Below are 21917 nucleotides of genomic sequence, written 5' to 3'. Positions count from 1 at the left end.
GTGAACCACGCACTCTTCACGATCCCCCTCTGGCTCGACCTCGCAGCCGTGGCCATCGGCGCGATCCAGGGTGCGATGTTCGCCGCCCGACTGACCGAACGTCGCATCGACCTGCTCGGCGTCGCGCTCATCGGCGTCATCGTCGGCCTCGGCGGCGGTCTCATGCGCGATCTGCTGCTGAATCAACTGCCGGCCGCGATCTCGAGCAACTGGTACCTGCCGATCGCGACCGCGGCAGCCCTGCTCGGCATGGCGCTGTTGCGCGTCTTCACGAAACTCAACGGTCTCATCATCGCCCTCGACGCGGTGACGATCGGACTCTTCGGCGCGATCGGCACCTCGAAGGCGCTCGCCTACGGCGTGCCGGTAGTGCCGGCGGTCTTCATCGGAGTGCTCTCGGCCGTGGGCGGTTCGATCCTGCGCGACGTCGCGCTCAACCTGCCCATCGCGCTCATGCACGTCGGATCGCTCTACGCCATCGCTGCAACGACCGGCACGGTGCTGCTCGTCGCGCTCGTCGCGCTCGGCGTGAACGTAATCATCGCGGCGACGGTGTGCGTCGTCGTGACCACGCTCACCCGTCTGGGCTCGGTCCGCTTCGGTTGGAGCCTGCCCGAACAGCGTGCCCTCGGCACCTGGAAGGTCTGGCGTCGAGCCTGACACCCCCTGCAACTCGATGGAACGGTTCCGAGCGGATGCCGCGCGCACAACGTGCACGCGGCATCCGGAGACTCGTCAGACGCCGACGACCTCGCGCTCGGGTTCGACGGCGACCGCGTTGCGGAGTGCGCGGTTGACCGCGGAGACGACCGCCTTCAGCGACGCCGTCGAGATGTCGGCGTCGATGCCGACGCCCCACAGCACCCGGCCGTCGACCTCGAGCTCGACGTACGCGGCAGCGAGTGAATTACCGCTCGCCGCGAGGGTGTGCTCGACGTAGTCGCGCAGTGCCACCTCGACGCCCTCTGCGCCGAGTACGGCGAGGAACGCGGAGATGGGACCGTTGCCGCTTGCGTCGGCCTCGACCCGCTCTTCGCCGTCGCGGAGCCCGACGCGCACATTGACGACCCCGTCGAGCGCACTCTCGGTGCGCAGCGACAGCAGTTCGAAGCGACCCCACTTCTCGTCGGGGCGCTCCTGCGACGCCGGCAGGTACTCGTCGTTGAAGACGCGCCAGATCTCATCGCTCGAGACCTCGCCGCCCTCGGCATCGGTCTTGGCCTGCACGACGCCCGAGAACTCGATCTGCAGGCGGCGCGGCAGGTCGAGCGCGTGATCGGTCTTCAGGAGGTACGCGACCCCGCCCTTGCCCGACTGCGAGTTCACTCGGATGACCGCCTCGTAGCTGCGACCGAGGTCGCGCGGGTCGACCGGCAGGTACGGCACCGCCCACTCGAGTTCGCCGACGGTGACTCCTCGACGGTCGGCCTCGGCATCCATCGCCTCGAAGCCCTTCTTGATCGCATCCTGGTGCGACCCCGAGAACGCCGTGTAGACGAGATCGCCGGCCCACGGGTGTCGCTCGGGCACCGGCAGCTGGTTGCAGTACTCGACGGTGCGCTTGACCTCGTCGATGTCGGAGAAGTCGATCTGCGGGTCGATGCCCTGCGTGAACAGGTTGATGCCGAGGGCGACGAGGTCGACGTTGCCGGTGCGCTCGCCGTTGCCGAACAGGCAGCCCTCGATGCGGTCGGCACCGGCGAGGTAGCCGAGCTCGGCGGCGGCCACCGCCGTGCCGCGGTCGTTGTGGGGATGCAGCGAGAGGATCACATTCTCGCGGTGGGCGAGGTGCCGCGACATCCACTCGATCGAGTCGGCGTAGACGTTCGGCGTGGCCATCTCGACCGTCGCCGGCAGGTTGATGATGACCTTGCGCTCGGGCGTCGGCTCGAAGATCTCGATGACCTGGTTGCACACGTCGACCGCGAACTCGAGCTCGGTGCCCGTGTAGCTCTCGGGCGAGTACTCGTAGTAGACCGTCGTGCCGGGGACGGTCGATTCCATCTCACGGCACTTGCGCGCGCCGTGCAGCGCGATGTCGATGATGCCCTGCTGGTCGGTGCGGAAGACGACTTCGCGCTGCAGGATGCTCGTCGAGTTGTAGAGGTGCACGATGGCCTGCTTGGCCCCGGCGATCGACTCGTACGTCCGCTCGATCAGGTGGTCGCGGGCCTGAGTCAGCACCTGGATCGTGACGTCATCGGGGATCGCGCCCTCTTCGATGAGGCTGCGCACGAAGTCGAAGTCCGTCTGGCTCGCCGACGGGAACCCGACCTCGATCTCCTTGTAGCCCATCTTGACGAGGAGGTCGAACATGATGCGCTTGCGCTCGGGGCTCATCGGGTCGATGAGGGCCTGGTTGCCGTCACGGAGGTCGACCGCGCACCAACGCGGCGCCCGCTCGATGCGCTTGGACGGCCACGTGCGATCGGGCAGTTCGACGCGGATCTGCTCGTGGAACGGACGGTAGCGATGCACGGGCATCGACGACGGCTTCTGGGTGTTCTGCATGAGTGCTCTTCTCGCTTACGGATGGGTTTCAGCCGACGACGAACTCCGCAGCGAGGGAGGCCTGAGAACTAGGACTCGCTGCGGCAGCTAAGGAGAAGCAGGCCGTGAAGCACCCCCCAAGGCTAACACCGCACCTGTCCGGGCGCGCAATATGACGGAACGAGCGGATGCCTCGAGAGGCATCCGCTCGTTCCGTTCCCCTTCTTCACCTCGCGTCGTGAGTCCCTAGTCGGCCGCGAGGGCGACGACCGGTGAGACGCGCATCGCGCGCCGTGCGGGCGCGATCGAAGCGACGATCGTCAACACGCCGGCCGCGGCGATGAGCACGCCGAACATCGCCCACGGAATGCCGGGCAGCACGATGCCGGGGCTGCCGTTCACGTTGCCGAGCAACGCCTGCGCCCCCGCCCAGCCGTAGACGAAGCCGAGCACGAGCCCCGTCAGGGTCGCCGCGATCGTGAGTGCCGCGCTCTCGGCGACGATCATCGCCCGCAGCTGCCGGCGATCGAAGCCGAGCGCCCGCAGCAGTCCCAGCTCGCGAGTGCGCTGCAACACGCTGAGCGAGAGCGTGTTGACCATGCCGATCGCGGCGATGAGCGCGCTGAAGCCGATCAGCACGGCGAAGACCGTCACCGTGACGTTCATCATCTCGTCGATGCCCTGATACAACTCGGGCTGGGCCCGCTGCGCCGCCGCGATGATGTCGCGATAGGACTGCATCGTGACGCTGAAGGTCGTCACGAGCGTCACGCCGATCACCAGGCCGATCGTCATGCGTGAGCTGCGCTCGGGGTGGCGCACCGCGTTCTCTGCTGCGAGCCGGGCGGCCGGCGAACTCCCGAGCATCCGGCCGACGAGGCGAAGCACCGGCGGCATCACGATGTGCGCACCGAGCACGATGCCCGTGAACGAGACCACGCCGCCGACCACTCCGATGAAGACCCCGAACGGGCTGACCAACCCCACGACGACCCCGAGCGCGAGCAGCACGAGCCCCACCACGACGAGCACGAGTGCGATCACATTGCGCGCGCGCTGCGCGGTGACCTCGCTGCGGTCGTGCTCGTTCGCATTGCCGATCGCCTCGACGGGGCTCACGGCGAGCACCCGGCGCGATCCGACCCACGAGGCGAGCCACGTCGTCAACACGACGGCGATCGCAGGCAGGGCGACTTGGGGGTTCAGATAGTCGTAGTCGGTTGCAGGGAGCAGGTCGACCCGCACCGCGACCTCCTCGAGCGCGAACGCGAGGCCAGAACCGATGACGACACCGACGGCGGCTCCCACGACACCGATGAGGAACCCCTCTTTGGCGACCTGCGCACGCTGGGCCCTCGCGCTCGAGCCGATCAGGCGGAGCAACGCGATGAGGCGCGTGCGGCCGGCGACGACCGTCGAGACAGTGTTCGCGGTGACGATGGCAGAGACGTAGATCGAGATGACGATGAAGACGATCGCGACGATGGCGAGCATGAGTGCGACCGTCGCACTCGAGCCCATGACGTCGTCAGCGGCGACCGCAGCGCCGAGCAACCCGGTGACGTGCAGCAGGGCGACGCCGAAGCTGCCCGCGAGGGTTGCAACGATGAGCGTCGGCCATTGATCCCTGAATCTGGTACGCATCAGGCCGCCGCCTCCATGGACAGCATGAAGGTCGAGATCTCCTCGGCCGTCGAACGCCCCGAATCGCGGACGATCCGGCCGTCGGCGAGGAAGAGGATGCGGTCGGCGTGGCTCGCCGCGATCGGGTCGTGCGTCACCATGGCGATCGACTGGCCGTATCGGGCGCTCGCAGCGGCGAGCAGCCCGAGCACCTCGCGACCGGTGCGTGAATCGAGATTGCCGGTCGGCTCGTCGGCGAAGACGAGATCGGGCCGCGTGGCGAGGGCCCGCGCGATCGCGACCCGCTGCTGCTGGCCGCCCGAGAGTTCGTGCGGGCGATGCCCGATGCGGAAACGCAGGCCGAGCGTGTCGAAGAGCTCGTCGATCCAGCCCTGCTCCTCGTGCGTGGGCCGGCGCCCGTCGAGATCGAACGGCAGCATGACGTTGCCGCGCACGTCGAGCGTCGGCACGAGGTTGAACGATTGGAAGATGAAGCCGATGCGGCGTCGCCGGAGCACGGTCAATGCCGAGTCGGGGAGCTCGGTGATGTCGGTGTCGCCGAGCCACACCCGCCCGGCACTCGGCGAGTCGAGCCCTGCCATGATGTGCATGAGCGTCGATTTGCCGGACCCTGACGGGCCCATGATGGCGGTGAACTCACCGCGGCGGAGGCCGAGGGAGACATCGTCGAGGGCGGTGACGGCTCCCGAGCCGCCTCCGTAGCGCTTGCCGAGTTCGGCGACGCGGGCGATCAGGCCGAGGTCAGAGGGTTGGATCTGCATGTCATCGACGCTACGGACGGCGCAGGTGTCGGGGCATCCGGCGAATGGATGGTTCGTCGTCATCCCTGCGGATGACCCTTTCTCAGGAACACCCTTGGCGAATACGACCTTTCTCAGGAGAATCCGCACCCGAACGCGCGAAATCGGCGAATATCTCCTGAGAAACGTGGTCAGGGGATGGCCGGCAGATCGTGCTCGTAGGCGAAGACTACGAGCTGCACGCGATCGCGCAGGCTGAGCTTGGCGAGGATGCGACTGACATGCGTCTTCACCGTCGCCTCCGAGAGGAACTCGGATGCCGCGATCTCGCCGTTGCTGAGCCCGCGGGCCGCGAGACCGAAGATCTCGCGTTCACGCGGGGTGAGGTCCGTCCATGCGGCTGGCGCCGGCCGTCGGCCACTGCCCCGCCCGACATGGGCGAACAGCGCGCGGGTCGCTGCGGCAGCGATCACCTGGTTGCCCTGATGCACCGTGCGCACCGCCGCGAGCAAGAACTCGGGATCGGCGTCCTTCAGCACGAACCCGCTCGCCCCGGCGCGGATCGCACGAGCCGCATTCTCGTCGAGATCGAAGGTCGTGAGCACGAGGATCCTCGGCGCAGCGATGCCGTCACGTTCGGCCGTCGCAAGAATCTGCTCGGTCGCGGCGATGCCATCCTGCACCGGCATGCGCACGTCCATGAGCACGACATCGGGTCGCTCGCGCGCTGCGAGTACGACGGCTGCTGCACCGTCGCCCGCTTCGCCGACGACCTCGAGGTCGGGTTGCGACTCGATGAGCATGCGCACTCCGGCACGGAACAGCGACTGGTCGTCGACCAGTGCGACTCGGATGCCGCTCATGCCGGCCTGCCCGCCTGCGCCGGGATCCGCGCAATGAGCCGGAACATCCCGTCGCTGCCGGCCTCCGCCCGCAATGTGCCGCCCGTGAGCTGGGCGCGCTCCCGCATGCCGGGGATACCGTGCCGGAATGCGTGCGACTCGGGTGCTGCGGCATCCGCTCGCCTGGCGTTCACGAGTGTGATCGCGACACCGTCGGCGTCCCAGCCCAGCTCGAGATGCACCGGGGCGCTCACGTCGCCATGTCGCAGAGCGTTGGTCAAACCCTCCTGCGCGATGCGGTAGACCGCGATCTGGTGGCCGGTGCCGAGCTGCAGCCGTGCACCGGTCTCGGCGAAGCGGACGTCGAGTCCGGCTGCGCGTACCTGCTCGAGCAATCCCTCGAGGTCGTCGAGCACCGGTTGCGGCGCCCCCGCCTCATCATGACGGAGCTCTGCGAGAAGCAGACGCACGTCGCCGAGAGCGCCGCGGGCGACGCCGGCGATCGTACCGAGGGCATCGATAGCCGTCTCAGGGCGTGATGGAGCGGCGAAACGCGCGCCGTCGGCCTGAGCGATCACGACCGCAAGCGAATGCGCGACGACATCGTGCATGTCGCGGGCGATGCGGTTGCGCTCCTGCTCGACGACGTAGCGGTACTCGACCAGCTCTCGTTCGCGGTTCGCGGCGTCCTCACGCCGGCGCACTTCACGCGTGTCGCGCACCGACCGCACAAGCAGGCCCGCCGTCCACGACAGCACGAACACGGCGATCGATGCGATGAAGAGCACGGCGGTCAAGATCAGCGTGCTGATCGTGCTCTGCGGACCGAGGAAGCCGGCGTTGTCGATGAGCGGTTTGATGAGCGCGAGATACCCGGTCGCGAACAGGGCGCCGACGCCCGCCGATACCAGACCCAGCCACTTCACGACTCGACCACCGTGTGCGGCACTCGAATAGAGCACTCCGAAGACGGCGACGTCGTACAGCTGCAGGTCGCGCAGCATCAACATCTGCGCCAGCGCGGCCGCCCATGCCAGGCCGAGCGACCATCCGGGCGCAAACCGCCGCACCGCGAGTGCCGCGGCGAACACGATGAGCACCGCGATGTCGGACGCACCGCCGAGCAACGCGAACGGAAGGCACGCGAGCGCGAACACGCCGGCGAGCACGATGTCGGTCGTGAGTTTCGCGCGGCTGATCGGTGTGGGCACCGATCCACCGTACGCGCTCACCGGTGGCACAGCTTCAGCCGGCGCCCGGAATCATCCTCGAGAGGTATGCGGGCCGAAGCACCAGACCGCGTCAGAAGCCGAGGCGGCCGAGCTGCTTCGGGTCGCGCTGCCACTCCTTTGCGACCTTCACGTGCAGCGCGAGGTGCACCTTGCGGCCGAGTAGGCCCTCGATCTGCGCCCGAGCGGTCGTGCCGACCTCGCGCAGGCGCGACCCTCCCTTGCCGATGATGATGCCCTTCTGGCTGTCGCGCTCGACGTAGAGATTCGCGTAGATCTCGAGCAGGTCTTTGTCTTCTCGCTCGACCATGTCGTCGACGGTGACCGCGATCGAGTGCGGCAGCTCGTCGGAGACGCCCTCGAGCGCGGCCTCGCGGATGAACTCGGCGATGCGCTCGGCCGGGTCTTCGTCGGTCAGGGTCTCTGCCGGGTACAGCGGCTGCTCAGACTCGGGAAGGAGCGCCAGCAGTTCGGCGACGAGCACATCGAGCTGCTCACCGCGCGGGGCCGACACGGGAATGATCGCCGCCCACTCGCGGAGCTCCGACACCGCGAGCAAGTGCTCGGCGATCTGCTTCTTCGACGCGGCATCCGTCTTGGTGACGATCGCGACCTTCTTGGCCCGCGGATAGTGCTCGAGCTGCTCGTTGATGAATCGATCTCCCGGGCCGATCGGCTCGTTCGCAGGCACGCAGAACGCGATCACGTCGACGTTGCCGAGCGTCGATTGCACGAGGGCGTTGAGTCGTTCGCCGAGCAGAGTGCGAGGCCGGTGCAGGCCGGGGGTGTCGACGAGGATCAACTGCCCGTCGGGGCGGTGCACGATGCCGCGAATGGCGCGCCGCGTCGTCTGCGGCTTCGAGCTCGTGATGGCGACCTTCTCACCCACGAGCGCGTTCGTGAGCGTCGACTTGCCGACGTTGGGTCGCCCGACGAACGAGACGAATCCGGCACGGTACTCAGCCACGGCTGTTCCTTCCATCGGGGCCGCTCGACTCGAACGCGCTCTGCACGTCGATGAGCGCCTGATCGCGTTCGACGAGGATCGTCGAGATGCGCTTGCGTCGGCCTTCCGTACGCTCCGCCTCGAGCACGAGGCCCGACACGGTGACGCGTTCACCCGACAGCGCGAGGCGGCCGAGCTCTTTCGCGAACAGGCCGCCCACTGAGTCGACGTCTTCGTCGTCGAGGTCGAGGCCGAAGAGCTCGCCGAGCTCGTCAACCGGCAATCGCGCATTCACGCGGAACCGCCCATCACCCAGCTCTTCGACTTGAGCGGCCTCGCGGTCGTACTCGTCGGAGATGTCGCCGACGAGTTCCTCGATCAGGTCTTCGAGCGTCACGAGTCCGGCGATGCCGCCGTACTCGTCGACGACCATCGCGAGGTGGTTCGACTCGAGCTGCATCTGACGCAGAAGCGCGTCGGCCTTCATCGATTCGGGAACGAACGCCGCCGGTCGCACGAGTTCGCCGACAGTGAGTCCCTCAGCGTCGAGCGGGCGCTCGAAACTGAGACGGGCCAGATCGCGCAGATAGAGGATGCCGGTGACGTCGTCTGCGTCACGCTCGATCACCGGAACGCGCGAGTAGCCGGCGTTCAGGAAGACGGCCATTGCGTGCGAGAGATGCGCCGACGACTCGATCGTGATCATGTCGGTACGCGGCACCATGACCTCGCGAACGACGGTGTCGTTGAACTCGAAGATCGAGTGGATGAGCTCACGGTCGCCCTCTTCGAGCACCTCGAGCTCGGTCGCCTCGTCGACCATGCTGAGCAGTTCCTCTTCGCTCGAGACCCCGCCGAACCGGGCCCGCCCAGGGGTGACCCGGTTCCCGAGCGAGACGAGGGCGCCGGCCAGCGGCCCGAGCAGCACACGCAGGAAGTGCACGAGCGTCGCGGTCAGTCGCAGCACCGTCTCTGCGTTGACTCGGCCCACGCTGCGCGGACTGGTGCCGACGAGCACGAACGACACAGCGGTCATGATGAGCGCCGAGTACAGCAGCACGAGCCACACATTGTCGAGGAACGACGCGAAGGCGAGGGTCACGAGCACCGCTGCGGTCGTCTCGGCGATGATGCGCAGGAAGTTGACCGTGTTGACGTGCGCGCCGGTGTCGACGGCGATCGCGAGGAGCGAGCGCCGGGAGCGGGATTCGAGCGCGAACTCGGTCACGTCGGCACGCGAGCTCGACGCTATGGCCGAATCGACGGCGGCCATGAGCCCGCCGAATGCGACGAGCACGAAGGCCGCGCCGAGGAAGATCCACGGCTGCATGTCAGCGGCGCCGCTCCTGCATTGAGAACCCGACGAGGATGTCGCGCTGGACGCCGAACATCTCCTTCTCTTCTGCCGGATCGGCGTGGTCGAAGCCGAGCAGGTGAAGGATTCCATGGGCCGTCAGCAGCATCAGTTCGTCGATGAGCGGATGCCCCGCTGCGCGTGCCTGCGCCTCGGCCACCTGCGGGCACAGCACGACGTCACCGAGCAGCCCGGGCGGAGTGGGCGACTCCTCGGTGCCCGGCCGCAGCTCGTCCATCGGAAAGCTCAGCACATCGGTGGGGCCGGGTTCGTCCATCCACTGCACGTGCAGTTGCTCCATGGCGCCCTCGTCGACGAGCACGATCGCGAGCTCCGCGTCGGAATGCACGTGCATGGCGTCGAGCGCATAGACGGCCAGCCGCTGGATGGCGGCCTCGTCGACCTCGATCGCCGATTCGTTGTTGATCTCGATGCTCACGCCGTGAACCTCTCCTTCTTGCTCACTTGGCCTGTCCATCTCGTTTGCCGAGCCGTGGCTGGTGGTCGCGCGGACCCTGGTGTCCGCGCCGTTCGGCACGGTTCGCGAACTCTCGTGCCTGGTCTCGTTCGAATCGCTGCGCCTGCTGGCGCTGGTCGTACTCGGTGTACGCGTCGACGATGCGGCCGACGAGGGTGTGCCGAACGACGTCGTCGCTCGTGAGGTGCACGAACTCGACGTCGTCGACGTGGTCGAGGATTCGGGTGACGAGCCGGAGTCCGCTCGCGCCACCCGGGAGGTCGATCTGGGTGATGTCGCCGGTGACGACCATCTGCGATCCGAATCCGAGGCGGGTGAGGAACATCTTCATCTGTTCGGGCGTGGTGTTCTGCGCCTCGTCGAGCACGACGAACGAGTCGTTCAACGTCCGTCCGCGCATGTAGGCCAGCGGTGCGACCTCGATCGTGCCGGACGCGAGCAGCTTCGGCAGGAGCTCTGGGTCCATCATCTCGTTGAGCGCGTCGTAGAGCGGGCGCAGGTACGGATCGATCTTGTCCGTCAACGTACCGGGGAGGAACCCGAGCCGCTCCCCCGCCTCGACGGCCGGTCTCGTCAAGATGATGCGACTGACCTCTTTGCGCTGCAACGCCTGCACGGCCTTGGCCATCGCGAGGTACGTCTTGCCGGTGCCTGCTGGGCCGATGCCGAAGACGATGGTGTGCTCGTCGATCGCGTCGACGTAGCGCCGCTGCCCCGCGGTTTTGGGCCGGATGGTCTTGCCGCGGCTCGAGACGATCACCTGCCCGAGCAGTTCGGACGGCTTGGCATTGGGATCGGCGTCGAGCATGCGGGCCGAGCTCCTCACTTCGGTGGGGGTGGGGTCTTGCCCGTTCTTCACGAGCTCCAGCAGTTCTTCGATGAGGCGGCGCACGCGCACGCGATCGTCGACGTCGCCGCGGATCGCGATCTCGTTGCCGCGCACGTGCACGGCCACGCCGGGATATTCGCGCTGGATGGTCGTGAGCAGGCGGTCCTGCGGACCGAGCAGCCGCACCATGGCGATGCCGTCGATGCTGAGCCGTTCCTCGTCGGCCTCGGCGGGCTGCGAGGCGTCTCCGGCGCCGATGGGGTCACTCACCGGCAAGCGTGGCCTCCTCGAGACCGCCGTCACGGCTGTCCGCGAGCACGTGCGCGTGCACGTGGAAGATGGTCTGACCGGCGGCGGCACCGGTGTTGAAGACGAGACGGAACTGGCCGTCGGCGAGTTCGTCGGCGACGCCGTGCGCGACCTCGACGAGTTCGGCGAGGAGCCCCGGGTCGCCGGCCGCGAGCTCGACGACATCGCGGTACTCCCCCGACTTCGGGGTCACCACGACGTGCACCGGCGCCTTGGGCGCGATGTCGTGGAAGGCGATGATGCGGTCGGTCTCCGCAACCAGTCGCGCGGGGATCTCACGAGCGGCGATTCGCTCGAAGAGAGTCGGTTCTGCGCGGGACGAGGTCATTCCACCATCGTAGCGACGGATGCCTCACCACCGCCCGAGTGCCGCGTTCAGCACAGCGATCGCGGCCGGCCCGGCCGTCGAGGTACGAAGCACGGATGCCCCGAGCCGCACGGGTTCGGCACCGGCAGCGGTGAGGCGCTCCAACTCGGCCGGGGTGATGCCGCCCTCGGGACCGACCACGAGCGCAAGATCACGCCCATCGGGCCGGATGTCGGTCAGCATCGCCGTCGCCGTCGGCTCGAGCAGCAGCATCCGTTGCCCGCCGAGTCGCTCGGCGAGCTGCGCGGTCGTCGCGACCGGCGAGACCACAGGCAACCAGGCGCGGATCGATTGCTTGACGGCCTCGCGCACGATCGAAGCCCATCGCAGGCGACCCTTCTCGGCTTTCGGGCCCTCCCACCGGGAGACGGAGCGGCTCGCCGCCCATGGCACGATCGCGTCGACGCCGAGCTCGGTCGCCGCCTGCACCGCGAGTTCGTCGCGGTCACCCTTCGCCAGAGCCTGCACGAGGGTGATGCGCGGTGCCGGCGGCCGTTCGGCGATGACCTCGTCGACGGTGAGCTCGAGTTCACGCGCACCCGTCGAGGCCACGATCCCGTGAACGAGCGTGCCATGGCCGTCGCCGATCGCGATGCGCTCGCCCGTTCGCACCCTTGAGACGGTCACGGCGTGCCGCGCCTCGTCTCCGGAGAGCGCGACGGTGCCGCCGGATACGACGGTCGCGAGGTCGAGCGATTCGCCGAGGTAGAGGTGGCTCACCGGTGCATCCGCCTAACCGAGGAACCGGTCACGCAGCCGGGCGAAGATGCCCTGCTGGAAGTGGCTGAGTTCAGGCTCGGGCGCCTTCTTCGAGGCTGCGAACTGCTGCATGAGCTCGCGTTCCTTCGAGGAGAGCCTCGTGGGGGTGACGATCTGCACGCCGACCTTCAGGTCGCCGCGGCCTGCACCGCGCAGCCGCGTGACGCCTCGGTCTTTCACGGTGAGGATCTCGCCACTCTGGAGCCCTGCCTTCAGCTCGAGCTCGACGTCGCCGTCGAGCGCGGGGATGTTGGCCGTCGTGCCGAGGACCGCGTCGGTCATCGCGACCTCGAGTGTGCACAGCAGGTCATCGCCGTTGCGGCTGAACACCTCATGGTTCTTGACCTTGATCTCGAGATACAGGTCGCCGTTCGGACCGCCGGCGGGGCCGGCCTCGCCGGAGCCCGGCATCTGGAGGCGCACGCCGGTGTCGACACCGGCGGGGACATCGACCGGCACCGTTCGACGCGCACGCACGCGGCCCTGCCCCTGGCAGGTCACGCACGGCGTCGCGATGATCGTGCCGTAGCCGCGGCAGGTGCCGCAGGGGCTCGAGGTCATGACGTTGCCGAGCAACGAACGCACCGAGCGCTGGATCGATCCGGTGCCATGGCAGATGTCGCAGGTGACGGGCGAGGTGCCCGGCTGGCAGCACGAGCCGTGGCACGTCTCGCACGTGACCGCCGTGTCGACCTCGATGTCGCGGTGCGTGCCGAAGATCACTTCTTCGAGGCCCACCTCGACCCTGATGAGCGCGTCTTGACCGCGCTCCCGCCTCGACCTCGGGCCGCGGCTCTGTTGGCCGGCCCCGAAGAACGTCTCGAAGATGTCGCCGAAGCCGCCGAAGTTCTGACCGCCGCCGAAGCCGCCCTGACCTCCGTGGTCGTACTGCTCGCGCTCCCGGGCATCGGAGAGCACGTCGTACGCGTGCGTGACCTCTTTGAATCGCTCGGATGCCTCGGCGCCCGGGTTGACGTCGGGGTGGAGCTCCCGGGCGAGACGACGGTACGCCTTCTTGATCTCGTCGGGTGTGGCGTCGCGCGAGACGCCGAGGACCTCGTAATGGTCGGCCACGGAGGGCATGTCCTTTCGATTGCCGGATGCCGGTCGGGTGCGACGGGCGGCGGGTTCAGCTCTCGCCGAGCGTGCGGGAGAGGTAGCGTGCGACGGCGCGAACGGCCGCCATGCTGGTGGAGTAGTCCATGCGGGTGGGCCCGACGATGCCGAGTCGCGAGATATCGCGCCCGGGAATCGCGAAGGCGCTCGAGACGACCGAGGTCTCGCCGAGTCCGAACGACGCATTCTCGCGCCCGATGCGCACGGTCACCGAATGCTCATCGGTCGCCATCTCGCCGAAGAGCTTCAGCAGGGTGACCTGCTCCTCGATCGCCTCGATGACGCCGAGGATCGATCCGGCGAAATCCTGCTCGGTGCGCACGAGGTTCGCTGCCCCGGCCACGACGAGGCGCTCGGTGCGCTGCGCGCGCGCCTGCTCGGCGAGCGTCGTTGCGAGCGTGTGCAGCACAGCGGCGTGCCGCTGGTCGGCGCTGTCGATCTCGCCCGAGAGCGCCTCAGCGGCATCCGCCATCGCCCGGCCCCCTGCGATCTTGTTCAGCCGCGCCCGCAGCGCATCGAGTGTGCGCTCGTCGACCGGCTCCTCGAGTTCGGCGAGGCGCTGCTCGACCTGGCCCGAGTCGGTGATGAGAATGCAGAGCACCCGATCGGGTGCGAGGGAGACGAGTTCGACGTGACGCACGCGGTCACTGCCGAAGCTCGGGTATTGCACGACCGCGAGTTGTTTGGTGAGCTGGGCGATGAGGCGCACGGTTCGGGCCAGCAGTTCGTCGAGGTCGCTCGACTCGCCGAGGAACGTCTCGATCGCCTGACGCTGGGCAGAGGTCAGCGGGCGCACGTCGGTGAGCTGGTCGACGAAGACCCGGTAGCCCTTATCGGTCGGGATGCGACCCGAAGACGTGTGCGGAGCTGCGATCAGCTCTTCTTCTTCGAGGAGGGCCATGTCGTTGCGGATCGTCGCTGCAGACACCCCGAAGGCGTGCCGCTCGACGATCGTCTTCGACCCGACGGGCTCGCGTGATGCGACGTAGTCCTGAACGATCACGCGCAGCACTGCGAGGCTGCGTTCGGAGACCATGACCCTCGCTTCCGTCTGACGCTGAGCACTCATTCTGAGACTTAGCACTCGTTCTGAGTGAGTGCCAATCATATCGCGACATCCTGCGACGAGGCCGTTGCCAGCAGCGAGGCGACGGCGCTAGCTTATGGGTATCCCGCGAGTCACCCTTGGATGCGATCTTCCCATCGCGCGAGACGCGGTTCACCCGAGAACCCCGAAAGGCACCCGCCATGACCGATCCGAACTCACCTGCACCCGATCAGAACGTTCCGCCCGCCCAACCCGTCGCCGCTGCACCGCTCGCACCCGATCAAGACGTGCAGTGGGGTTCGTTCGCGCACCTCGGCGGCATCCTCGGATTCCTGCCGGCCCTCATCATCTGGCTCGTCTTCAAAGACCGGGGCTCCTTCACGAACACCGAGGCGAAAGAGGCGCTGAACTTCCAGATCACGATCCTCATCGCCTACGTGGTCGGCTGGATCCTCACGTTCATCCTCATCGGCTTCCTCGTCGTGTGGCTGGCATGGATCGTGAGCGTCGTCTTCTCGATCATCGCGTTCCTCAAGACGAAAGACGGCCAGCACTACCGCTACCCGTTCGCGATCCGCCTCATCAAGTAGTCGGCCGGGCCAAGCGCGCCGGGCGAATTCCGCACCCGGCGCGCGCCACTGTGCCAGCATGGGGTGGTTGAAAGCTCGCCCGTCGTGCGACGAGGCCGAATCGCGCCTTCGGGCGACCCGATCAAGGAGACAACATGTCTGACGCAACCCCGCCTCCCCCTCCGCCGCCACCGCCGGCGAACCCCTACCAGCAGGGCGCGCAGCTCAGCCCGTCCGACGAGAAGCTCTGGGCGACGCTGATCCACATCGGCGGCATCTTCTTCAGCTTCGTTCCCGCCCTGGTCGGCTACCTCATCCTGAGGGACAAGGGCCCGTTCGTGCGCGCGCACACCGCGACGGCGCTGAACTTCCAGATCACCATGGCGATCGCCTACGTCGTCGGCACCATCCTGACCTTCGTCATCATCGGCATCTTCGTGCTGATCGCGGTTTACATCGTCAACATCGTCTTCAGCATCATCGCCGCAGTGAAGGCGAACCAGGGCCAGCCCTACACCTACCCGCTCGCGATCAAGTTCGTGAGCTGAGCTCCGACGACTCGTCGAGCAGGCGCCTGACCACGGCATCAGCGAGCAGCCGCCCTCTTCTGGTGAGTACCAACTCACCGGAGAGGGCGGTTTTCGCGTCCACGAGGCCATCGGCGATGAGACCCGCCACGGCGTGACGCCCACCCGCGTGCAGCGATGCGATGACGATTCCCTCGCGGATCCTCGTCAGGAGCATCACACGTTCGGTCTCGCGGGTCGGCGCATCGAGCACCTCCCTGCCCACCGCCGGTGACACGCCCGCGGTCACCCGATCGGCATAGGCCGAGGGATGCTTCGCGTTCCACCAGCGCACCCCGCCCACGTGACTGTGCGCGCCGGGACCCACGCCCCACCAGTCGTCGCCGCGCCAGTACCCGAGGTTGTGACGAGAGCGATGCGAGGAATCCGTCGCCCAGTTGCTGACCTCGTACCATTCGTAGCCCGCTGCGGCGAGCCGCTCGTCGGCGAGCTCGTACATGTCCGCCTCGAGGTCGTCTGACGGAGCCGCGAGTTCGCCGCGACGGATCTGCCGGGCGAGCTTCGTGCCGTCTTCGACGATGAGGGCGTAGGCGCTCAAATGATCGGGTCGCTGCGCGATCGCCTGGTCGAGGCTCCGCTCCCAGTCGTACATCAACTCCCCCGGCGTGCCGTAGATGAGGTCGAGGCTGACATCGAGGCCCGCGTCGCGTGCCCAGCCGACGACGAGCGGCACCCGCGCCGGGTCGTGCGTGCGGTCGAGCGCGGCGAGCACGTGCGGCACCGCCGACTGCATGCCGAAGGAAACACGCGTGAACCCGCCCTCGGCGAGTCGCACGAGATCTTCGGGCCCGACGGAGTCGGGGTTCGCCTCGGTCGTGACCTCGGCGCCCGGAACGAGGCCGAACTCCTGGCGCACGGCGTCGAGCATCCGCACGAGGTCGGCCGCGGGCAACAGGGTCGGCGTGCCGCCGCCGAAGAAGACGGTCGACGCGAGGCGTTCAGGCAGGTCGGATGCCGCGAGCATCTGCCGCGACATCCGCACCTCGGCGATCGCATGGTCGGCGTAATCTACCTGCCTCGCACCGCGAAGCTCATCGGAGGTGTACGTGTTGAAGTCGCAGTAGCCGCAGCGCACCCGGCAGAACGGCACATGGATGTACACGCCGAACGCACGTTGGCCAGCGCCGACGGCGGCCGATGCCGGCAGGAGCCCGTCGGCCGGTGCTGGATCGCCGAGAGGCAGCGCAGATGCCACGCCTACGCGCCGCCCGCAGGGTGCAACGCCCGGAGTTCGAGCTTCGTGAGTTCGCGCCGGCGCTTGCGCTGCATCGGGGCCGAAACGGCCGAGGTCGCAAGGATCGATCGGATCGTGAGCCACACCGTGTCGTCGTCGCGGCGCTCGAGGATGAAGGACTCCTCACCGCTCTCGGGACCGTCACCCGTCGTGCCGTAGGCGAACCCGATGCGGTCGGGCTCGTCGATGACGTAGACGACGAGCACAGGGGTCTTCGCGGCACCGAACCGGCGCTTGCGCTGCAGCACGGCGGTCATTCCCGCGGCGACGCAGGGCGTGCCGTCTGCCCCGAAGCGCTCCTCGCTGCGCGGGGCGGGCTGCTCGCCGAGCGGCGACCCCTCGACGTCGTAGACGATGCCGGGGTACTGCGCACCGGTGCCGGCCGAGACATCCGTCACCTCGAAGCCTGCACCGCGCTGGATGCCCCAGCTCATGAGTGCTTCAGCAGCGCGCTCGAAGCGGTCGACACCCGACCCCAGACGTACCGCGTCTTCGGCAGGGCGATACCCGGCGGGCGGATACCGAAGCAGGTCGGGAGCGAGGGTCGCCCCGATCGCCCCGTAGGTGACCGACTGGTCCGTGAACGTGCTTCGGCGGGTCATCTGGCGGCCTCTCCTGTGGTGCGGCACCTGACGGGCGTGCGGGTCGGGCGCGGCGATCGGGCGGCAGGCATCCGTCGATTCTACGGATGTCTCCTGTGACCGTTCTGGCTGCGGCTCGTGGTCATCGCGATCAGCGCTCGGCGACGAACGGAACGCTACTTCTTGTCTTTCTTCTCGACGTCGCCGCTGAGCGCTGCGATGAACGCCTCTTGGGGAACCTCGACGCGACCCACCATCTTCATGCGCTTCTTGCCCTCCTTCTGCTTCTCGAGGAGCTTGCGCTTGCGGCTGATGTCACCGCCGTAGCACTTGGCCAGCACGTCTTTGCGCATCGCACGGATCGACTCGCGCGCGATGATGCGAGCGCCGATGGCCGCCTGGATCGGCACCTCGAACTGCTGGCGCGGGATGAGTTCACGCAGGCGACCGGTCATGAGCACGCCGTAGGCGTACGCCTTGTCGCGGTGCACGATCGCGCTGAACGCGTCGACCTGCTCGCCTTGCAGCAGGATGTCGACCTTGACGAGATCGGCGGCCTGGTCGCCCGTCGGCTCGTAGTCGAGCGAGGCATACCCTGCGGTCTTCGACTTCAGCTGGTCGAAGAAGTCGAAGACGATCTCGCCGAGCGGCATGTTGTAGCGGATCTCGACCCGGTCTTCACCGAGGTACTCCATGCCGATGAGCGCACCTCGACGGGACTGGCAGAGCTCCATGATCGTGCCGACGTAGTCTTTCGGCGCGAGGATCGCGGCTCGCACCATCGGCTCGCGAACCTCGACGATCTTCGTGCCGGTCGGGAACTCGCTCGGGTTGGTGACCGTGACGGTCTTCTTGTCTTCGGTCGTGACCTCGTAGATCACCGAAGGCGCCGTGGCGATGAGGTCGAGCCCGAACTCGCGCTCCAGGCGCTCGGTGACGATCTCGAGGTGCAGCAGGCCGAGGAATCCGCAGCGGAACCCGAAGCCGAGCGCCACCGAGGTCTCGGGTTCGTAGACGAGCGCGGCATCGGAGAGCTTCAGCTTGTCGAGCGCCTCGCGGAGCTCGGGATAATCGCTGCCGTCGATCGGGTAGAGACCCGAGAAGACCATCGGCAGCGGCTCGGTGTAGCCCGGCAGCGCCTCGGCGGCCGGCTTCGCGGCGGTCGTGACAGTGTCGCCGACCTTCGACTGGCGCACGTCTTTCACACCGGTGATGAGATAGCCGACCTCGCCGATGCCGAGACCATTCGACGGGGTCGGTTCGGGGGCGCTCACGCCGATCTCGAGGATCTCGTGGGTCGCCCTCGTCGACATCATCTGGATGCGCTCGCGCGGCTTCAGGTGGCCGTCGATCATGCGCACATAGGTGATGACGCCGCGGTAGCTGTCGTAGACGGAGTCGAAGATCATCGCGCGCGCCGGGGCATCCGCTCGGCCGACCGGCGCAGGGATGCGTTCGACGACGCGGTCGAGCAGTTCTTCGACACCGACACCGGTCTTGCCCGAGACCTTGAGCACGTCATCGGGCGAACCGCCGATGAGGTCGGCGAGCTCTTTCGCGTACTTCTCGGGATCGGCCGCCGGCAGGTCGATCTTGTTCAGCACCGGGATGATCTCGAGATCGTTCTCGAGCGCCAGGTAGAGGTTCGCGAGCGTCTGTGCTTCGATGCCCTGTGCAGCGTCGACGAGCAGGATCGCGCCCTCGCACGCAGCGAGTGAACGCGAGACCTCGTAGCTGAAGTCGACGTGGCCCGGGGTGTCGATCATGTTCAGGGCGTAGGAGACATCCGGTCCCTGAGCCTGTCGAAGGGCCCAAGGCATGCGCACAGCCTGGCTCTTGATCGTGATGCCGCGCTCGCGCTCGATGTCCATGCGGTCGAGGTACTGGGCACGCATGTCGCGATCGCTCACGACACCGGTGATTCCGAGCATGCGGTCGGCAAGGGTCGACTTGCCATGGTCGATATGCGCGATGATGCAGAAGTTGCGGATCAGCGCGGGGTCGGTGGCGGCAGGCACCGGCGGGTTAGCAGCTCTCGGAGACATCCAGTCGATTCTCCCATGACTTCCGTTCAGACTTTCGACGGATGCCCCGCGCAAGGCCCCCGGGCTACGCTCGGAGCAAATGGCCGTGATCGAGATCCCTGACGCGCACGTGGCGCCCTCGGCGCTCCGTCCGGTCTTCACCGCGCTCCGGCTCGGCCTGCACGTGCTCGTTGTGGGACTCGCGCTCTTCGTCGTCGTGCGGGCATTGCTCGCCGATTCGCCCGATGAAGTCTCCGTCACGATCCTCGCGGTCGCGTTCCTCGCCTGGTACGGCGCCGGCATCGCGGCGGCCCACCGCCACCTACCGACCTGGGCGCGAGTGGTCTGGCTGATCGGGCTTCTCATGCTCTGGGTCGGCATGTCGGCGCTGACACCCGATGCGGCGTTCCTCGCCTTCCCGCTCTTCTTCCTCGAACTGCACGTGCTCGCGGCCCCGATCGCCGTGCCGCTCGTCGTGCTCACCTTCGGTCTCTCGGTCTGGGGCACCGCGACCCACCTCGGATTCAATGTCGGCTCGATCCTCGGCCCGCTCATCAGTGCCGGCGTCGCGATCGTCATCGGGCTCGGGTACCGCGCGATGGCGCAGGAGACACAGGAGCGCCAGGCGCTCATCCTCGATCTCATGACCACTCGCGAGGAGTTGGCGTCGGCGAGCCGGGAGGCCGGCACACTCGCCGAACGCGAGCGCCTCGCCAAGGAGATCCACGACACGGTGGCGCAGGGCCTGTCGAGCATCCAGATGCTGCTCCACGCGGCCGAGCGCGATGTCACCGACACCGCGACTCAAGAGAAGCTGCAGCTCGCACGCGAGACCGCAGCACTGAATCTCGGTGAGACCCGGCGATTCATCCGCGAGCTCGCGCCGCCCTCGCTCGATGCGCAGACGCTGCCCGCCGCGCTCCGGCGACTCGTCGAGGCCACGACCGAGCAGTCGGTGCAGGCGGGAACACCGTTGCGGGTCGAGTTCGGCACCAGCGGCGATCCGATCCTCCTGCCGATGTCCACCGAGGCTGCACTCCTACGCATCGCGCAGGGTTCACTCGCCAACGTGCTCCAGCACTCGGATGCCGCCCACGCATCCGTCACCCTGAGCTACCTCGGCGACGAGATCGCGCTCGACGTGGTCGACGACGGCATCGGCTTCAGTGCTTCGAACGCCGATGACCCCACTGCCGCGGCCTCGGCCGGCTTCGGCCTCCGCGCCATCCGGCAGCGCGCCGAGGCCCTCGGCGGGAGCATCGACATCGAATCGACACCCGGCGACGGCACCGCGGTCTCCGTTCGCATCCCGGTGGTGGCACCGTGATCCGGCTGCTGCTCAGCGACGATCATCCCGTTGTGCGTGCCGGTATCCGCGCGATGCTCGAGAGCGAGCCCGACCTCGAGGTGGTCGGCGAGGCGACGACGGCCGAAGACGCGGTACGGCTCGCTGCGGCATCCGAAGTCGACCTCGTGCTCATGGACCTGCAGTACCCCGGCGCCATGCAGGGCGCGGAGGCGACCCGTCGAATTCGTTCGCAACCGGGCTCGCCCCGCGTACTGGTGCTGACGAACTACGACACTGATGCCGACATCCTCGGCGCGATCGAGGCCGGCGCGAGCGGCTACCTGCTGAAGGATGCACCGCCTGCCGAACTCATCGCCGCGGTTCACGCGGCGGCGGTCGGCGATGCCGCACTCGCACCCGGGGTCTCCTCGCGCCTCGACGCGTCGCTCGCGAGCGGTGAGCGGCTCACGGTACGAGAGGCCGAGGTGCTCTCGCTCGTCGCGGAAGGGCGCACCAACCGCGAGATCGGCAGATCCCTCTTCTTGAGCGAGGCGACGGTGAAGTCGCATCTCGTGCACAGCTTCACAAAGCTCGGCGTCGGTTCGCGCACCGCTGCGGTGGCACGGGCCCGCGAAATCGGCGCGATCAGGGCGGGCTGACGGATGCCTCGCGCCCGCGTCGTGCTCGTGCACGGACTTCGCACCTCGTCGACGATGTGGCGAAGGCAGCTCGAGCTGCTCGCCGCGCACGACATCGAGGCGGTCGCCGTCGACCTGCCCGGACACGGGACGCGGCTCGGCGAACCCTTCTCGCTCGAAGCGGCACTGCGGAGCATCGACCTTGCGCTGAACCCGGTCGCCGCCGAAACTGCGATCCCGCGGCTTCTCGTGGGCCTGAGTCTCGGCGGCTACATCTCGATCGAGTACGCCGCGCACCATCCCGGCCGTCTCGACGGGCTCGTGGCGGCGTCGTGCGGCACGCGCCCGCGGGGCGTCGCCCTCGACGGCTATCGCCGTCTCGCCGCCGCAATCGGCACGATGCCCGACCATGGGCGTCGCCTCAACGACGCGATGGCCCGACTCTTCCTCTCGCCGAGCGCCGCCGACGACGTGCTCGCGGGCGGCGTCGCGCTCGATGTGATGGCGCCAGTGCTCGAGGCGGTCGGCCGACTCGACCCCGAGGCCGCGCTCGCGGATGTCGACGCACCCGTCTGGTTCGTGAACGGACGCTTCGACCACTTCCGATTCGAAGAGCGCCGGATGCTCCGCGCCGCCCGCGACGGGCGGCTCGTGATCATTCCCGGTGCCACCCACCTCGTCAGCCTCATCCGGCCAGACGACTTCGCCGCGATCGTGCTCGGCGCGGTCGCCGAACTCGACCGACGTGCCGCCGGCGCCGAGCGACGCAGGGCGAGCCACGGATCGCACGAGACATCCCCCGCCCGACTCGCGCGCGAGCGCATTGGTGACTCCCGCTGAGAGCT

At 67.8% G+C, this 21917-nt stretch carries 22 protein-coding genes; 6 read left to right on the top strand and 16 right to left on the bottom strand.

The window, feature by feature from the left end; all coding sequences use genetic code 11:
- Window positions 1-660 (top strand): trimeric intracellular cation channel family protein, encoded by a 660-nt coding sequence (locus AC1C2U_RS00865; protein WP_495359835.1) that lies wholly within the window; start codon window positions 1-3, stop codon window positions 658-660.
- A gap of 75 nt (window positions 661-735) precedes the next feature.
- On the opposite strand, the gene leuA is transcribed toward AC1C2U_RS00865, so the two are convergent.
- From leuA to hrcA, 13 genes are all read right to left on the bottom strand, one after another.
- The gene (gene leuA / locus AC1C2U_RS00860; RefSeq protein WP_495359834.1) at window positions 736-2511 is read right to left on the bottom strand and encodes a 2-isopropylmalate synthase; all 1776 of its coding nucleotides are present in this window, start codon (window positions 2509-2511) and stop codon (window positions 736-738) included.
- Window positions 2512-2736: 225 nt separating this feature from the next.
- Complete coding sequence (locus AC1C2U_RS00855; protein ID WP_495359833.1) at window positions 2737-4134, bottom strand: ABC transporter permease; 1398 nt, start codon at window positions 4132-4134, stop codon at window positions 2737-2739.
- Window positions 4134-4895: an ABC transporter ATP-binding protein gene (locus tag AC1C2U_RS00850; protein ID WP_495359832.1), complete on the bottom strand. Its 762-nt coding sequence runs from the start codon at window positions 4893-4895 to the stop codon at window positions 4134-4136. Before AC1C2U_RS00850 ends, AC1C2U_RS00855 begins: the two co-directional genes overlap by 1 nt.
- 170 nt (window positions 4896-5065) lie before the next feature.
- The gene (locus tag AC1C2U_RS00845; RefSeq protein ID WP_495359831.1) at window positions 5066-5737 is read right to left on the bottom strand and encodes a response regulator; all 672 of its coding nucleotides are present in this window, start codon (window positions 5735-5737) and stop codon (window positions 5066-5068) included.
- Window positions 5734-6927, bottom strand: coding sequence for a sensor histidine kinase (locus AC1C2U_RS00840; RefSeq protein WP_495359830.1), 1194 nt, complete (start codon window positions 6925-6927; stop codon window positions 5734-5736). Before AC1C2U_RS00840 ends, AC1C2U_RS00845 begins: the two co-directional genes overlap by 4 nt.
- A gap of 91 nt (window positions 6928-7018) precedes the next feature.
- The gene (gene era / locus AC1C2U_RS00835) at window positions 7019-7912 is read right to left on the bottom strand and encodes a GTPase Era (RefSeq protein ID WP_495359829.1); all 894 of its coding nucleotides are present in this window, start codon (window positions 7910-7912) and stop codon (window positions 7019-7021) included.
- Entirely contained in the window at window positions 7905-9221 is a 1317-nt protein-coding gene (locus tag AC1C2U_RS00830; RefSeq protein WP_495359828.1) for a hemolysin family protein, read from the bottom strand. Before AC1C2U_RS00830 ends, era begins: the two co-directional genes overlap by 8 nt.
- 1 nt (window position 9222) lies before the next feature.
- A complete protein-coding gene (ybeY, locus tag AC1C2U_RS00825; RefSeq protein WP_495359827.1) occupies window positions 9223-9684 on the bottom strand; it encodes an rRNA maturation RNase YbeY in 462 nt (153 codons plus the stop codon).
- A 22-nt stretch (window positions 9685-9706) separates the two neighbouring features.
- Window positions 9707-10828 carry a PhoH family protein gene (locus tag AC1C2U_RS00820; RefSeq protein WP_495359826.1) on the bottom strand — a complete coding sequence of 374 codons (1122 nt, stop codon included), beginning with the start codon at window positions 10826-10828 and terminating at the stop codon, window positions 9707-9709.
- Window positions 10815-11189: an HIT domain-containing protein gene (locus tag AC1C2U_RS00815; RefSeq protein WP_495359825.1), complete on the bottom strand. Its 375-nt coding sequence runs from the start codon at window positions 11187-11189 to the stop codon at window positions 10815-10817. The genes AC1C2U_RS00820 and AC1C2U_RS00815 overlap by 14 nt, the downstream gene beginning before the upstream one ends.
- Window positions 11190-11213: 24 nt before the next feature.
- Window positions 11214-11948 (bottom strand): 16S rRNA (uracil(1498)-N(3))-methyltransferase, encoded by a 735-nt coding sequence (locus tag AC1C2U_RS00810; protein WP_495359824.1) that lies wholly within the window; start codon window positions 11946-11948, stop codon window positions 11214-11216.
- A 12-nt stretch (window positions 11949-11960) separates the two neighbouring features.
- Window positions 11961-13061 (bottom strand): molecular chaperone DnaJ, encoded by a 1101-nt coding sequence (gene dnaJ / locus AC1C2U_RS00805; RefSeq protein ID WP_495360818.1) that lies wholly within the window; start codon window positions 13059-13061, stop codon window positions 11961-11963.
- Window positions 13062-13116: 55 nt separating this feature from the next.
- Window positions 13117-14139, bottom strand: coding sequence for a heat-inducible transcriptional repressor HrcA (hrcA, locus tag AC1C2U_RS00800; protein ID WP_495359823.1), 1023 nt, complete (start codon window positions 14137-14139; stop codon window positions 13117-13119).
- A gap of 212 nt (window positions 14140-14351) precedes the next feature.
- Here hrcA and AC1C2U_RS00795 point away from each other — a divergent pair, with 212 nt between their 5' ends.
- Complete coding sequence (locus AC1C2U_RS00795; protein WP_495359822.1) at window positions 14352-14741, top strand: DUF4870 domain-containing protein; 390 nt, start codon at window positions 14352-14354, stop codon at window positions 14739-14741.
- A 134-nt stretch (window positions 14742-14875) separates the two neighbouring features.
- Window positions 14876-15268, top strand: coding sequence for a DUF4870 domain-containing protein (locus AC1C2U_RS00790; RefSeq protein WP_495359821.1), 393 nt, complete (start codon window positions 14876-14878; stop codon window positions 15266-15268).
- Here the strand turns inward: AC1C2U_RS00790 and hemW are convergent.
- From hemW to lepA, 3 genes are all read right to left on the bottom strand, one after another.
- Window positions 15252-16502, bottom strand: coding sequence for a radical SAM family heme chaperone HemW (gene hemW / locus AC1C2U_RS00785; protein ID WP_495359820.1), 1251 nt, complete (start codon window positions 16500-16502; stop codon window positions 15252-15254). The two genes, AC1C2U_RS00790 and hemW, sit on opposite strands and share 17 nt — an antisense overlap.
- Window positions 16503-16504: 2 nt before the next feature.
- Window positions 16505-17143 (bottom strand): DUF1990 domain-containing protein, encoded by a 639-nt coding sequence (locus AC1C2U_RS00780; protein WP_495359819.1) that lies wholly within the window; start codon window positions 17141-17143, stop codon window positions 16505-16507.
- 155 nt (window positions 17144-17298) lie between these two features.
- Window positions 17299-19167, bottom strand: a complete 1869-nt coding sequence (gene lepA, locus AC1C2U_RS00775) for a translation elongation factor 4 (protein ID WP_495359818.1) — start codon at window positions 19165-19167, stop codon at window positions 17299-17301.
- A 79-nt stretch (window positions 19168-19246) separates the two neighbouring features.
- Between lepA and AC1C2U_RS00770 the strand changes: the two genes are divergently transcribed.
- From AC1C2U_RS00770 to AC1C2U_RS00760, 3 genes are read left to right on the top strand one after another with little or no spacing between them, the layout of a single operon-like run.
- A complete protein-coding gene (locus AC1C2U_RS00770; RefSeq protein WP_495359817.1) occupies window positions 19247-20473 on the top strand; it encodes a sensor histidine kinase in 1227 nt (408 codons plus the stop codon).
- Window positions 20470-21093, top strand: a complete 624-nt coding sequence (locus AC1C2U_RS00765; protein WP_495359816.1) for a response regulator — start codon at window positions 20470-20472, stop codon at window positions 21091-21093. The genes AC1C2U_RS00770 and AC1C2U_RS00765 overlap by 4 nt, the downstream gene beginning before the upstream one ends.
- A 3-nt stretch (window positions 21094-21096) precedes the next feature.
- Window positions 21097-21912 (top strand): alpha/beta fold hydrolase, encoded by an 816-nt coding sequence (locus tag AC1C2U_RS00760; protein WP_495359815.1) that lies wholly within the window; start codon window positions 21097-21099, stop codon window positions 21910-21912.
- The last annotated feature ends 5 nt before the right edge of the window (window positions 21913-21917 follow it).

It is taken from the genome of Agromyces sp. Y575, from assembly GCF_059445445.1.
This window is presented reverse-complemented; position numbering and strand designations above follow the sequence as displayed.

Excerpts from the sequence above, each read along its gene's own strand:
- AC1C2U_RS00790 (WP_495359821.1), top strand. The coding sequence starts at position 14,876 with ATGTCTGACGCAACCCCGCCTCCCCCTCCGCCGCCACCGCCGGCGAAC.
- lepA (WP_495359818.1), bottom strand. The coding sequence starts at position 19,167 with ATGTCTCCGAGAGCTGCTAACCCGCCGGTGCCTGCCGCCACCGACCCC.
- AC1C2U_RS00830 (WP_495359828.1), bottom strand. The coding sequence starts at position 9,221 with ATGCAGCCGTGGATCTTCCTCGGCGCGGCCTTCGTGCTCGTCGCATTC.
- AC1C2U_RS00815 (WP_495359825.1), bottom strand. The coding sequence starts at position 11,189 with ATGACCTCGTCCCGCGCAGAACCGACTCTCTTCGAGCGAATCGCCGCT.
- AC1C2U_RS00770 (WP_495359817.1), top strand. The coding sequence starts at position 19,247 with ATGGCCGTGATCGAGATCCCTGACGCGCACGTGGCGCCCTCGGCGCTC.
- AC1C2U_RS00795 (WP_495359822.1), top strand. The coding sequence starts at position 14,352 with ATGACCGATCCGAACTCACCTGCACCCGATCAGAACGTTCCGCCCGCC.
- AC1C2U_RS00780 (WP_495359819.1), bottom strand. The coding sequence starts at position 17,143 with ATGACCCGCCGAAGCACGTTCACGGACCAGTCGGTCACCTACGGGGCG.
- leuA (WP_495359834.1), bottom strand. The coding sequence starts at position 2,511 with ATGCAGAACACCCAGAAGCCGTCGTCGATGCCCGTGCATCGCTACCGT.
- AC1C2U_RS00760 (WP_495359815.1), top strand. The coding sequence starts at position 21,097 with ATGCCTCGCGCCCGCGTCGTGCTCGTGCACGGACTTCGCACCTCGTCG.
- AC1C2U_RS00850 (WP_495359832.1), bottom strand. The coding sequence starts at position 4,895 with ATGCAGATCCAACCCTCTGACCTCGGCCTGATCGCCCGCGTCGCCGAA.
- hrcA (WP_495359823.1), bottom strand. The coding sequence starts at position 14,139 with ATGGTCTCCGAACGCAGCCTCGCAGTGCTGCGCGTGATCGTTCAGGAC.
- AC1C2U_RS00845 (WP_495359831.1), bottom strand. The coding sequence starts at position 5,737 with ATGAGCGGCATCCGAGTCGCACTGGTCGACGACCAGTCGCTGTTCCGT.
- AC1C2U_RS00855 (WP_495359833.1), bottom strand. The coding sequence starts at position 4,134 with ATGCGTACCAGATTCAGGGATCAATGGCCGACGCTCATCGTTGCAACC.